Below are 12,779 nucleotides of genomic sequence, written 5' to 3'. Positions count from 1 at the left end.
AACCGCGCGGCCTTTTGCTTTCCGCCTATCATCTTCGCACAAGCTTCGCGGTCTAGTGTTCCCACGGACAGTCATGCTGGGAGCCGTTGGAACGTGCCGGAACAGATCCAGAGCATCATCTCGAATCTCAGGGGATTTGGCGTCAAGCGCCTCGCCATGCTGGGCGGCATCGCCGCCCTCGTCATGACCGTCATCGGCGTCGCCTCGATCTACCTCAACCGTCCCGCCTACGAGACGCTCTATGTCGGGCTAGAGCGCTCCGACGTGAACCAGATCGGCCTGGTGCTGGGCGAGGCCGGCATCGGCTTCGATGTCGGGGCCGACGGCACCTCGGTGCTGGTGCCGGCGGGCACCACCGCGCGGGCCCGCATGATGCTCGCCGAAAAGGGCCTGCCGACCAGCGCCAATGCCGGCTACGAGCTGTTCGACAATGTCGGCTCGCTCGGCCTGACATCCTTCATGCAGCAGATCACCCGCGTGCGCGCGCTGGAGGGCGAGATCGCCCGCACCATCCAGTCGATCGCCGGCATCAAGGCGGCGCGCGTCCACATCGTCATGTCCGAGCGCGCCAATTTCCGCCGCGACGAGCAGCAGCCCTCGGCATCGGTGGTCATCCGCTATGCCGGCATCGACGCCGAAAAGAGCGCCATGTCGATCCGCCACCTCGTCGCCGCCGCCGTTCCCGGCCTCTCCGTCGACAAGGTGACGGTGCTCGATTCCAACGGCAACCTTTTGGCCGCCGGCGATGACCCCTCCAACACGAGCGCGGCCCGCACGCTGGGCGTCGAGCAGACGGTCGAGGCGCAGATCGGCGACAACATCCGCCGGGCGCTGACCCCCTATCTCGGCCCCGACAATTTCCGCGCCAGCGTCAAGGCCGACGTCAACACCGACACCCGCCAGACCGAAGAGACGATCTTCGATCCGGAATCGCGCGTCGAGCGCTCGGTGCAGTCGGTGCGCACCAACGAGAACAGCAACCAGAAGCAGGCCTCGACCCCGACTAGCGTCGAACAGAACCTGCCCGAGACCCAGGCGGCCAGCACCGAGGGACCGCAATCCACCTCGCAGAACGACCGCAAGGAGGAGATCACCAATTACGAGATCAACTCCAAGAAGATCGCCACCGTCTCCAACGGCTATTCGGTCACCAAGATGTCGATCGCCGTCGTCGTCAACCAGCAGCGCCTGGCGACCATTCTCGGCAAGGACGCCACGCCCGAGCAGATCGCCAAGCGCGTCGCCGACATCCAGAAGATGGTGGCCTCGGCCACCGGCTTCGACGACAAGCGCGGCGACGTCATCGACGTCTCCGCGGTCGAATTCATCGACGGGCTGGACGGCGAGCCGATCGAGCAGCCGGGCATCATGGCCTCGATCGGGACATATACCGGCACCATGATCAATGCCGGGGCCTTCATCGTCGTCGTGTTCCTGGTCGCCTTCTTCGGCCTGAGGCCGATGGCCGCGGCCCTGACGGCGTCCGCCAAGCCGGCCATCGCCGGCCCGAGCTTCGACGATGTCCAGCGCTCGCTGCCGACGCCCGAGCCCGCCGTGGCAGCGATTGGTTCCGACGCTACCGCCGCCCAGGCCGGCGCGCTGCCGGGTGCCCGCCCGGGCGCCACGCCGCTTGACGACCTTCGCCAGAAGATCAGGCCGGCCCCGCAGGAGCGGCTCGCCCGCATGGTCGACCTCAACGAGGAGCGCACCGCGCAGATCCTGCGCAAATGGGCCGCCCAGGAAGTCGCCGGATAGACCATGCCCTCAGCAGCTCTCTTCGACCTTCTGCCGGATTTCGGAACGCGCAGCCCACGCGCCGGGCAGCCGCAGGCCGCGGCCGAGCCCGAACGCAGCCCGGCCGAACCGGTGCCCCAGGCAGACATCGGCACGCTGATCGCCGAAGCGGTCGCCGATGCGGAAACGGCGCTCGAGGCGCGCCTTGGCGCTGCCCACCAGGCCGCGCTCGACGCCGAGCGCCGGGCCAATGCCGACGAGGCAAAGGTCTTTCTTGAAGGCTTCGGCGGCGATCTCGGCCAGGCCATCGCCATACGCATCAACGCCATGGAGGCGCGCGTCACCGACCTCGTCAGCGCCACCCTTGCCCGCATCATCGGCGGCATGGTCAGTGACGACCTGCAGAAGCGCTCGCTGGACGCGCTTGCACGCACGATCCGCGAGGCCGTCGCCGACTCCGAGGCGGTACGCATCGCCGTGCGCGGCCCGCTGTCGCTGTTCGAAGCGCTGGCGGCCTCGCTCGGCTCGCGCGCCGGCCAGCTCGACTTCGTCGAGTCGCCCGGCTTCGACCTGACCGTCGTCATCGACGAGGCGGTGTTCGAGACGCGCATCGCCGAGTGGTCCGCTTCGCTGTCCGAGGTTCTGTCATGAGCGCCGTCGATGCCGGTGAGGCCAGGCACGAGATCATCATCGTCAAGCGCAATCATGACGGTCACGACGAAGGTCATCATGGTGGCGTCTGGAAGATCGCCTTCGCCGACTTCATGACCGCCATGATGTGCTTCTTCCTGGTCATGTGGCTGATTAATGCCGCCAACGAACAGACCAAGGCGGCCGTTGCCAGCTACTTCAACCCGGTCGAGCTGATCGACCGCAACTCCAGCCGCAAGGGCCTGGAGGATCTCGGCGACGGCCCAAGCAAGGTCGGGCTGACGGCCGACAACCCGCAGGACGGCGCCAGCAAGGCCGGCGAGGACGGCAAGGGCGGGGCCGGGTCCTCGGACCGCAGGCAGACGAAGAAAGCTTCGCAGAACTCCGACCTTTCCGACGAGCATTTGTTTGCCGATCCCTATGCCGTGCTGTCGGAGATCGCCACCGATACCGGCGTGATGCAGAATGTCAGCGCCAAGGGCGAAGGCGGCGCGCAGAATGCCGGCCCAGCGACCGGCGCCTCGGGCGGCGAATCCTACCGCGATCCTTTCGCGCCGGACTTCTGGTCGCAGCAGGTTGCCGCGCCTGGCGCCGAGGCAAGCGCCGAGCGCGCCAAGATCGAGGGCGATCCGGCAAAGCCCGGCGAAAAGGTTGCCGAGACCCAGGTGCCGGAGGTCAAGGCCGTGCCACCAGCGCCGCCGGTGATCGACGCGCCGCTCGAACCCCTGGCCAAAGCGGCTCCCGGCAAGGCGGATGCCAAGCTGGAGACGACAAAGGCCGAAACGGCGAAGAGTGAGGCCGTGAAGGGCGAAGCTGCCAAGGGGGAAGCTGCCAAGGACGAAGCCGCGAAAAGCGAAGCCGCCAAGGGCGAGGAGAAGGCCGAGGCCGCGAAGCTGGAAGCCGCGAAGGCCGAGGAAGCATCAAAGCCCGATGTCGGCGAAAAGGCGCCGAGCGCCGCCACTGTCAAGGCCGCGGCCGAGGTCAAGCAGCAGCTGGCCGAAGCCTTCAAGCCCGGCGACAAGCTGCACGACGGCGTCTCGGTCGAGGCGACCGACAGGGGCGTCGTCATCTCGATCACCGACCAGCTGGATTTCGGCATGTTCGAGATCGGCTCGGCCTTGCCGCGCCGCGAGCTGGTGCTGGCGATGGAGAAGATCGGCCGCATCGTCAACAGCCAGAAAGGCACGATCAGCATCAACGGCCATACCGATTCACGGCCGTTCCGCAGCGACACCTACGACAATTGGCGCCTGTCCACCGCGCGCGCCCATTCCGCCTACTACATGCTGGTGCGCGGCGGCGTCGACGAGCGCCGCATCACCGAGGTCGCGGGCTTCGCCGACCGCCAGCCGAAGGATGCGGCCGATCCGCTGGCGGCCGCCAACCGCCGCATCGAGATCCTGATGGCGACGGGCGGATGAGAGGTGCGACGGTCATCGGCCGCGCCATCGGCCTGCTGCTCCTGGGCGCCGCGGCGCCGTCGGCGGGCTTTGCCGAGGAGGCCCTGCAGCCCTACCAGCTGGTGCGCTCGCTGCAGCTCGTGCAAGACCGCATCGCCGCCGGCGACCACGCGGCGCTGCCGATGCAGGCCAAGCTGCTCGAAATGACCGATGCGCGCCTGCGCGCGGCGGATGCTGAGGATTTCAAGGAGCCGAAGAACTTCCGCGCCCTGCTCGTCTACGGCATGAGCGGCGGCAATCCCGTCACCGTCGAGGCGGCCGCATCGCGCGCCGAGACCGACCCGCGCAGCCTCGCCATCGCCAGGGGCATCATCAGCTATCTCAACGGCCGGCCGGCCGAGGCGATCGAAACGCTGAAGCCGATCGACCCGATGGCGCTGCCCGCCGACCTCGGCGCCTTCCTGGCGCTGGTAAAGGGCTCGCTGCTCGCCACCGAACAGCCGGCGGCGGCGCTCACACTGCTCGACGATGCCCGCCTGCTCAGCCCCGGCACGCTGGTCGAGGAGGCAGCGCTTCGCCGCTCGGTCGGCATCGCCGCGCAGCAGGGCGATGCGGCGCGCTTCGCGCTCGCCTCCACCCAATATGTCGCCAGCTATCTCCACTCGCCCTATGCCAGCCAGTTCGCCGATTCCTTCGTCTCCGGCGTCATTCAACTGCACATGGCGATAAGCCAGGACAAGCTCGCCGACATCACCTCGATGATGGATCCCGAGCGCGAGACGGTGATCTATCTGCGCATCGCCCGCCGGGCGGCTATCGACGGCCTGACCGAGCTCTCCACCTTCGCCTCGGCCAGGGCCGAGAAAGGCCGCGACGGCAACGGCAACGCGGACGACCCGCGCGCCCAGCTCTATTCCAGCCTGTCCACGGTGACGTCGAGCACCATCGACGACGTGCGCGCCAAGCTGAAGAAGATCGATCGCGGCAAGCTCTCGGAAAGCGATCGTGCCCTGCTCGATGCCGCGCAAGCCGTCGCCGGCGAAGTGGTCGCGCGGCCGGTGGTTCCTGCCGCCGAAAAGCCCGACACCGACGCCGGGAAATCCGCGGCCGGGAAACCAGCGGCCGAGATCGCGGCGGCGGAGAAACAGGAAGACGCCGACCTGCCGCCGGTCGAGGGCGCGATGTCCGAACAGCCGGCGGTCGAGGCCTCCGCTTCCGCGACGAAACCGGCGGACGCGCAGCCCTCGGCATCACCGGATGCGCCTGCCTCGGCAACGGCCGCACCATCGGCGCCGAAGCCGGCCGTGGCCGAAGCACCGGCGGTGGCTGCGGCATCGGCCGGGGCGGCCCCGGCTCAGCCCGCGACGACGCCGGAATCGTCAGCCGGCCTCGATCCGCAGGACGCCACCGACGCCGCGATGATGCAGACGCGCCGCCAACTCAGCAAGATCGACCAACTGCTTGGAGCCGCTCCGAAATGACCCCCAGCCTCGGCCAGGCCCTCACGGGACTCGTCGCCACAAACGCGGCGTCCAAGTCGGCCGCGCCGGCGGCCAAGAACGAGGACGCGAGCTTCGGCGACCTGCTGCGCGGCGCCGAAAAGCAGTCCGCCCAGGAAAACCAGCAACCGGCTGAGACCGGACCCCACGAAGCGCGATGGAACCGGCGGGCGTCTGCAAATCCCGGCGAGGCGCAGCCTGACGGCAACGCTACGGCCAGGACCGCCGCGCCAAAGCCGCCCGTCGGCAAGGCCGTTGAGAGCGATGCCGATACCGATGCGGACGAGACCTCGACGGATGCCGACCCGGCCACGCCGAACGCAAATGCAAGCCTGCTTCAGGACAGCTTGCCATTGCTGATGGCGCTCAACGATATCGGCCGCTTCCAGGCGTCGGCCAAGGCGGACGGACACGAAGACGCCGGCGATGGCCAGACCAACGAGCCGGCGCTGGACGGCCAGCCGCCGGCTTCACGGCAGTTGCTCTCCGCTTTGAAGAAGTCGGATGCGACGTCCGGCCTCGAGGCCCATGATCCCGGTGCCTTCTCCCGATCCGAACGCGCCTCGAACGCCGAAGACTTCCCTGGGAAACTCCGGCAGCCGGAAGCCATCAGCGCCGTCTTCAAGGATTTGCCGCGCCGGGACGATGGAACTGCATCGCGGCCGCAGGACCAGGCGCCCGCGGACGTACCGGCAGCGCCGGCCAAGCGGCCGGGGGCGTCATCGAAAACCCTTGACGCGATCCGCTCGGCCACGCCGTCGGAGCAGGCAAAGCAGTCGTCTTCGGCCGCGCGCATCGACGTCGTCGCCGAGCAAAGCTTTCCCGCGCCGGCGCAGAACCCGCTAAGCCAGACGGCATCGGCGCTGATCGACGCGCTGGCCTCGGACAAGGGGCTGCCTCAGGCGTTTTCGACCGCCTCGGCAGCCTCGCAACCGACCGCTTCTGTTGCCGTTCCGACACATATGCTGAAGATCGAGCTTCACCCGGCCGAGCTCGGCATGGTCACCGCCAGCCTGCGGCTTTCCGGGGAGCAACTTTCGATCGAGCTGAAGCCGGAAACCCACGAGGCGCACCGCCGTCTCGCCGCCGACAGCGAGGCGATCACCAAGTCCTTGCGCGACCTCGGATTCGACGTCGACAAGGTCACGATCCTGCAACCTTCGATAGCAACAACCGCCACCGCGCGCGCTGATGCCGGCAGCTCCATGCCGATGTCCGCTGGCCGCGAGCAGCCTTCCTTTCAGCCCGGCGGCTCGAGCGGCAACAATGCCGGCTCCGGCGGTCAGCAGCCTGGAAGGAACCCCAGCAATGACACACCGGACCCTGGCCGCGGCGCTTCGCCTGCTCGCGAGCGCGCTGGCGACGGCATGTTTATCTAGCGCTGCCGTCGGCGCCGCGAGCGCGGCCACCAACCCTTGCGAACCGGAGATCCTGCGCGCCGCCGACCGCTACGGCGTGCCGGCCGGCATCCTCTATGCCGTTGGCCTGACGGAAACCGGAAACAAAGGTAGCCTCCAGCCTAACGCTATGAATATAGAAGGAAAAGCTGTCTTTCCGCGGAGCCGTGCGGAGGCCCTGGCGACATTCGAGAATGCCCGCCGCGAAGGCAAGACGTTGATCGATCTCGGCTGCATGCAGATCAATCATCACTATCACGCGTCGCATTTCCGCAGCGTCGACGACATGCTCGACCCGCGCCAGAATGTCGACTACGCGGCGCGCTTCCTGGCCAGCCTGCACGCCCGCCACGTGACCTGGTCGATGGCGGTGGCCCGCTATCACGCCGGCCCCGACAACGACCCGGCTCAAAAGGTCTATGTCTGTCGCGTCATCGCCAACATGGTCGCGACCGGCTTCGGCAAATGGACGCCCAACGCCCGCGCTTTCTGCAACCCGTAGATGCATTATCACTCACGGGCGCACAGGATCTTCTGACCTCGCGGCGCCTGCCCTATCGCTCGAAACGGCAGGCCACGAGACCCAGTCGATACACCCGTGCAACCGCGCTTATTTTCGAGTCCCCAAAAAACTCCCAAGAAAATAGCTACAAGAAATGACGGTTGTTCAGGATTCCCGCCACCGGCTACCCCTCTTTCCACGGGGCAAATGAGATGATTCGGAGGGCGGGCCGATGATCGTGATCGTTGACGAGCGAGAGCTCGTAACTGAAGGCTACAGCTCACTTTTCGATCGTGAGGGGGTCGCCAGCGCGGGCTTCGCGCCAGGCGAATTCGGCGAATGGGTGAGCTCGGCTGCAGACACCGATCTGCGCTCGGTCAGGGCCTTCCTCATCGGCGACTGCCGCGAGGGTGCGATCTCGCCGCGCCAGATCCGCGACCGCACCGGCGCACCTGTCATCGCACTTAGCGAACAGCATTCGCTGGAGAACACGCTGCGCCTGTTCGAGAGCGGCGTCGACGACGTCATCCGCAAGCCGGTCCATATCCGCGAGATCCTGGCCCGCATCACCGCCATCCGCCGCCGGGCGCATGAGGACGTGACCTATACCGAGGTCGGCTCGATGCGCATCTTCATGGACGGCCGCGATCCGGAGATCGACGGCGAGCCGCTGCCCTTGCCGCGCCGCGAGCGACGCATCCTCGAATATCTGGCCAGCAACCGCGGACGGCGCGTCACCAAGACCCAGGTCTTCAACGCCATCTACGGCATCTTCGACGAAGAGGTCGAGGAGAACGTGGTGGAAAGCCACATCAGCAAGCTGCGCAAGAAGCTGCGTGAAAAGCTCGGCCACGACCCGATCGATTCCAAGCGCTTCCTCGGCTACCGGCTGGTGTTCTGATGGCGGGAACTCGCCCCGACCGCGCCAGCCTCGCGCAAGACACAAGGCATAGGCTGACGGCCACTGTCATGGGCCCCACCGTCGTGGGCATTGAGGAGACGTTTCGATGAGCCTCTACGGAATGATGCGGACCGGCGTTTCCGGCATGAACGCGCAGGCCAATCGCCTGTCCACGGTTGCCGACAACATCGCCAACTCCGACACCACGGGCTACAAGCGCTCCTCCGCCGAATTCTCGACGCTGATCATGCCGGGCACCGGCGGCGCCTACAATTCGGGCGGTGTGACGACGACGATCCGCTCCGCAATCGGCTCGCAAGGCGTGCTGCAATACACCACCTCGGTATCCGACCTTGCCGTCAACGGCGATGGCTTCTTTGTCGTGCAGGATCCGAGCGGCACGCCCTATCTGACCCGCGCCGGCGCCTTCGTTGCCGACGCCCAGGGCCGGCTGGTCAATGCCGCCGGCTATCAGCTGATGGCCTACAGCTATGCCAATGGCGATCCGGCCGCGACAGCCAACGGCTTCGAGGGCCTGGAGCCGGTGCAGATCTCCGACCAGGAAATGACAGCTACGCCCTCCACCGAAGGCGTCTTCAGCGGCAATCTGCCGGCCGGCGCCACGCCGCCCTCCGGCGCTTTGCCGTCCAGCAACAGCGCGACCGCCGAATACACCTCGAAGTCCTCGCTGGTCGCCTATGACAATCTGGGCAACAAGGTGCTGCTCGACGTCTATTTCACCAACACCGGCACCGGCACCTGGGAAGTCTCCGTCTTCGATCAGTCGAAGGCGACCGCCGGCACGTCCTTCCCCTATACGGGCGGCGCGCTGGCCTCGGCCAACCTGACCTTCGACACCACCACCGGCAAGCTCACCGGCGCCACCACCGGCATCTCGTTCACGGTGCCGAACGGCTCCACCCTTGACCTCGACATGTCGAAGCTGACCCAGCTCGGCACCGGCTTCACGGTTTCCGAGGCCGGGGTCAACGGCAACGCGCCGAGCACGATCGAGAAGATCCAGATCGGCCAGGATGGCATCATCTACGCGCAGTACCAGGACGGCTCCACCAAGCCGCTCTACAAGATCCCGCTGGCCGACGTGACGAGCCCGGACCGGCTCACCGCCCTGCCCGGCAACGTCTACGCGCAAAGCACCGACTCCGGCGCGGTGCGCATCGGCTTCGCCAATGAAGGCAAGCTCGGCGCCATCGTCTCCGGCGCGCTCGAAAATTCCAACGTCGATATCGCCGAGGAATTGACCAACATGATCGCGGCGCAGCGCAGCTACACCGCCAATTCGAAAGTCTTCCAGACCGGTTCCGATCTGATGGATGTCCTTGTCAACCTGAAGAGATAATTGTCGGGCGCCAGCCCGTGAAAGACCCGCATGTCGCTGACCTCCGCCTTGAGCATCGCACAGTCGGCGCTCCTGACCACCTCGAAGCAGACCAGCATCGTCTCGCGCAACGTCGCCGATGCTTCCAACACCGACTACGCCCGCCGCACGGCAGTCGTCACCAGCACGGCGCCGGGTGCCCGTTCGGTGGAGATCCAGCGGGCGACCAACGACCTCCTGTTCCGGCAGAATCTCAGCGCGCTCTCCGCATGGAGCGGCCAGAGCGCGCTCTACAACGGCATGGACCAGCTGGAGCTGGCCGTGAACGGCGTCGACAACGCGTCCTCGCCATCGACCGCGATCGCCAACCTGCAGCAGGCGCTGCAGCTTTACGCCACGACGCCGTCCAACCAGAATCTCGGCGCCAGCGTCATCGACGCGGCCAGGGACGTCGTGCGCTCGCTCAACGAAGGCACCCAGGCGATCCAGGATTTCCGCACCCAGACCGACGGTCAGATCGCCACCGCGGTCGATGACCTCAACAAGCTGCTCAGCCAGTTCCAGGACGCCAACAAGGCCGTCATTTCCGGAACGCGTTCGGGCACCGACGTGTCAGATGCGCTCGACCAGCGCGATGCGATCCTGAAGAAGATCGCCGAATATGTCCCGATCTCGACCTTCACGCGCGGCGACAACGACATGGTCATCACCACCACGGACGGCACGACGCTGTTCGAGACGGTGCCGCGCTCGGTGACCTTCACGCCGTCGTCCGGCTACGCCGCCGGCACCCCCGGCAGCACCATCTACATCGACAATGTGCCGCTCTCGGCCGGCAGCGGCGGCAACACCAGCGCCGTGGGCAAGCTCGCCGGCCTGATCACCTTGCGCGACGGCGTCGCCGCAACCATGCAGAGCCAGCTCGACGAAACCGCGCGCGGGCTGATCACCGCCTTTGCCGAAACCTCCTCGTCGTCGCCAGACGCCGCCGGCCTGTTCACCTGGTCCGGCGCGCCCGCCGTCCCCGCCGCCGGCACGCTGGTCAACGGCCTTGCCGGCTCGATCAGCGTCAACGCGGCCATGACCCCGGCGCTGCTGCGCGACGGCGGCGCCAATGGCGCCGCCTATGTGCAGAACACCGGCGGCGGCTCGTCTTATGCCGACCAACTGATCGCCTATGGCGACCGGCTCGACCAGCCCATGGCTTTCGACTCGGCCGCCGGCATAACGGCGACCTCCAGCGTCGCCGACTACGCCGCCAACGCGATCGGCTGGTTCGAAGGCGTGCGCCAGCAGGCCTCGACCACCGCCGACGCCAAGGAAGCGCTGGCCACGCGCACGGCCGAGGCGCTGTCGAACGACACTGGCGTCAATGTCGATCAGGAAATGTCGCTGCTGCTGGATCTCGAACACACCTACCAGGCCTCCGCCCGCATGATGAAGACCGTCGACGACATGCTGGACGCCCTGATGAATGCCGTGGGATAATCGATGAAAGCGACAGCCGTCTCCTCAGCCGCAATATCCAACGCCATGCGCTACCAGCAGATGCGCATGCAGTCCGATCTCGTCAAGGCGACGAAGGAGTCTTCGACCGGCAAGGTCGCCGATGTCGGGCTGGCGCTCGGCGGACGCACGACCCAGGCCGTGACCTTCCAGCGCGATCTCGACCGGCTGAACGGCATCATCGATTCCAATGCGCTGGTCGCCGCCCGGCTGACATCGACGCAGGATGCGCTGGGCCAGCTCTCCGACGTCGCGCAGAGCTTCCTCTCGGCCCTGACCAGCGCCGTGTCCGGAGACTCCTCGACCAGCATCACGCAGCAGGCCGGCGCATCGGCATTGCAGCAGATGACCGGCATCCTCAACACCAGCGTGAACGGCGAATATCTGTTCGCCGGCACCAACACCGACGTCAAGCCGATCGACGATTTCACGGCCTCAGGCTCGCCCGCCAAGGCCGCCTTCGACGCCGCCTTCGTCTCCTATTTCGGCTTCACCCAGAGCGACCCGGCCGCGGCCAACATCACCGCCGCGCAGATGGACGGCTTCATCACCACCAGCGTCGAGCCGCAGTTCCTCGGCTCGGGCTGGCAAGGCACCTGGTCGAACGCCACCGACGAGCAGATCACCAGCCGCATCGCCCTGAACGAAACGACCCAGACCTCGGTCAGCGCCAATGAGGACGGCATCCGCAAGCTCGCCATGGCGGCGGCCATGGTCACCAACCTGTTCTCCGGCAACATCAGCGACGCGGCCAAGAACACCGTCGTCAGCCGCGCCCAGACGCTGGTCGGCGAGGCAATCGGCGGCATAGTCCAGGTGCGATCCGAAGCCGGGCTCGCCCAGAAGCGCGTCTCGGACGCCAGCGACCGCATGAAGACGCAGGTCGACCTGTTCGAGAAGCATATCATCGACCTCGAGGGCGTCGACCCGGCCGAGGCCGCGACACGTGTCGCCGACCTGACGCAGCATATCGAGACCTCTTTCGCGCTGACCGCGCGCCTGCAGCAGCTCAGCCTGCTGAACTACCTGACCTGAAACCTTCCACCGGAACGGCAGAGCCCCGACGATGTACCAATTCTCCTACGCCGACATCCAGACCGACTCCGTCACCGACGCGAAAGACCGCGAGCGCGAGTTGCTCACCCGCTCGATCGACATGCTGTCGGCGGCGGCCGCGGTCGGCCAGGACTCCATCGAGGCGGCCGAGGCGCTGCACTTCACCAACCGCATCTGGACCACCTTCGTCGAGGATCTCGGCTCCAGTGACAACGCCCTGCCGAAGGAGCTGCGCGCCAACCTGATCTCGATCGGCCTGTGGCTGCTGCGCGAGGCCGAGGACATCCGCCAGGGCCGCACCAACAATTTCGAAGGCCTGATCGAGGTGTCCCAGATCATCCGGGACGGCATTCAATGACCAACACGCTGAAGATCTCGCTGAAGCCGAACGAGAAGATCTACATCAACGGCGCCGTCATCCGCGTCGACCGCAAGGTCACGATCGAGCTGATGAACGATGTGCAGTTCCTGCTCGAAAGCCATGTCATCCAGGCCGACCAGGCGTCGACGCCGCTCAGGCAGCTCTATTTCATCCTGCAGGTCATGCTGATGAACCCGGCCGCGGCCGCCGAGGCGCGCGACATGTTCCGCCGCTCGCTGCCCATGTTGCTGGCGAGCTTCGAGGACGCTGAGATTTGCGGCGCGCTGAAGCAGATCGACCGCATGGTCGGCGAGGACCATGTCTACGAGGCGCTGAAGGCGATCCGCGCGCTCTATCCGCTCGAACGCCGCGCGCTGGGCGGCAATGACGATGTTCCGGGCGCTTCGCGCCCAATGGCCGTAGGAGCTTGATA

Annotated in this window: 12 protein-coding genes; all 12 read left to right on the top strand. The window is 66.6% G+C overall.

Features of this window, described 5'->3' with window-relative positions:
- The first annotated feature begins 93 nt into the window (after positions 1-93).
- Complete coding sequence (gene fliF, locus JG743_RS09695) at positions 94-1,755, top strand: flagellar basal-body MS-ring/collar protein FliF (protein ID WP_202299981.1); 1,662 nt, start codon at positions 94-96, stop codon at positions 1,753-1,755.
- Positions 1,756-1,758: 3 nt separating this feature from the next.
- Complete coding sequence (locus tag JG743_RS09690; protein ID WP_202299980.1) at positions 1,759-2,385, top strand: hypothetical protein; 627 nt, start codon at positions 1,759-1,761, stop codon at positions 2,383-2,385.
- On the top strand, positions 2,382-3,806 hold the full coding sequence (locus JG743_RS09685) for a MotB family protein (RefSeq protein WP_202299979.1): 1,425 nt from the start codon (positions 2,382-2,384) through the stop codon (positions 3,804-3,806). Before JG743_RS09690 ends, JG743_RS09685 begins: the two co-directional genes overlap by 4 nt.
- Entirely contained in the window at positions 3,803-5,266 is a 1,464-nt protein-coding gene (locus JG743_RS09680) for a chemotaxis protein MotC (RefSeq protein WP_202299978.1), read from the top strand. Before JG743_RS09685 ends, JG743_RS09680 begins: the two co-directional genes overlap by 4 nt.
- A complete protein-coding gene (fliK, locus tag JG743_RS09675; RefSeq protein WP_202299977.1) occupies positions 5,263-6,663 on the top strand; it encodes a flagellar hook-length control protein FliK in 1,401 nt (466 codons plus the stop codon). Before JG743_RS09680 ends, fliK begins: the two co-directional genes overlap by 4 nt.
- Positions 6,593-7,183, top strand: a complete 591-nt coding sequence (locus JG743_RS09670) for a transglycosylase SLT domain-containing protein (RefSeq protein WP_244673094.1) — start codon at positions 6,593-6,595, stop codon at positions 7,181-7,183. Before fliK ends, JG743_RS09670 begins: the two co-directional genes overlap by 71 nt.
- Before the next feature lie 232 nt (positions 7,184-7,415).
- A complete protein-coding gene (locus JG743_RS09665) occupies positions 7,416-8,084 on the top strand; it encodes a response regulator transcription factor (RefSeq protein ID WP_202299976.1) in 669 nt (222 codons plus the stop codon).
- A 106-nt stretch (positions 8,085-8,190) separates the two neighbouring features.
- Positions 8,191-9,444 (top strand): flagellar hook protein FlgE, encoded by a 1,254-nt coding sequence (locus tag JG743_RS09660; RefSeq protein ID WP_202299975.1) that lies wholly within the window; start codon positions 8,191-8,193, stop codon positions 9,442-9,444.
- 30 nt (positions 9,445-9,474) lie between these two features.
- Positions 9,475-10,911, top strand: a complete 1,437-nt coding sequence (gene flgK / locus JG743_RS09655; RefSeq protein ID WP_202299973.1) for a flagellar hook-associated protein FlgK — start codon at positions 9,475-9,477, stop codon at positions 10,909-10,911.
- 3 nt (positions 10,912-10,914) lie between these two features.
- Entirely contained in the window at positions 10,915-11,964 is a 1,050-nt protein-coding gene (locus JG743_RS09650) for a flagellar hook-associated family protein (protein WP_202299971.1), read from the top strand.
- Positions 11,965-11,995: 31 nt separating this feature from the next.
- Positions 11,996-12,343 carry a flagellar biosynthesis regulator FlaF gene (gene flaF / locus JG743_RS09645; protein ID WP_202299969.1) on the top strand — a complete coding sequence of 116 codons (348 nt, stop codon included), beginning with the start codon at positions 11,996-11,998 and terminating at the stop codon, positions 12,341-12,343.
- A complete protein-coding gene (gene flbT / locus JG743_RS09640) occupies positions 12,340-12,777 on the top strand; it encodes a flagellar biosynthesis repressor FlbT (RefSeq protein WP_202299967.1) in 438 nt (145 codons plus the stop codon). Before flaF ends, flbT begins: the two co-directional genes overlap by 4 nt.
- Positions 12,778-12,779 lie beyond the last annotated feature (2 nt).

Source organism: Mesorhizobium sp. 131-2-1, assembly GCF_016756535.1.
Classification (GTDB): Bacteria; Pseudomonadota; Alphaproteobacteria; order Rhizobiales; family Rhizobiaceae; genus Mesorhizobium.
Note: the sequence above shows the minus strand (reverse complement) of the source record. Positions and strands in the feature narration are given on the sequence as shown.

Bases quoted from the DNA above. Each gene is read 5' to 3' on its own strand.
- JG743_RS09690 (WP_202299980.1), top strand. From the start codon at position 1,759: ATGCCCTCAGCAGCTCTCTTCGACCTTCTGCCGGATTTCGGAACGCGC.
- JG743_RS09670 (WP_244673094.1), top strand. From the start codon at position 6,593: ATGACACACCGGACCCTGGCCGCGGCGCTTCGCCTGCTCGCGAGCGCG.
- JG743_RS09665 (WP_202299976.1), top strand. From the start codon at position 7,416: ATGATCGTGATCGTTGACGAGCGAGAGCTCGTAACTGAAGGCTACAGC.
- JG743_RS09660 (WP_202299975.1), top strand. From the start codon at position 8,191: ATGAGCCTCTACGGAATGATGCGGACCGGCGTTTCCGGCATGAACGCG.
- JG743_RS09680 (WP_202299978.1), top strand. From the start codon at position 3,803: ATGAGAGGTGCGACGGTCATCGGCCGCGCCATCGGCCTGCTGCTCCTG.
- JG743_RS09685 (WP_202299979.1), top strand. From the start codon at position 2,382: ATGAGCGCCGTCGATGCCGGTGAGGCCAGGCACGAGATCATCATCGTC.
- fliK (WP_202299977.1), top strand. From the start codon at position 5,263: ATGACCCCCAGCCTCGGCCAGGCCCTCACGGGACTCGTCGCCACAAAC.
- flaF (WP_202299969.1), top strand. From the start codon at position 11,996: ATGTACCAATTCTCCTACGCCGACATCCAGACCGACTCCGTCACCGAC.
- JG743_RS09650 (WP_202299971.1), top strand. From the start codon at position 10,915: ATGAAAGCGACAGCCGTCTCCTCAGCCGCAATATCCAACGCCATGCGC.
- flgK (WP_202299973.1), top strand. From the start codon at position 9,475: ATGTCGCTGACCTCCGCCTTGAGCATCGCACAGTCGGCGCTCCTGACC.
- flbT (WP_202299967.1), top strand. From the start codon at position 12,340: ATGACCAACACGCTGAAGATCTCGCTGAAGCCGAACGAGAAGATCTAC.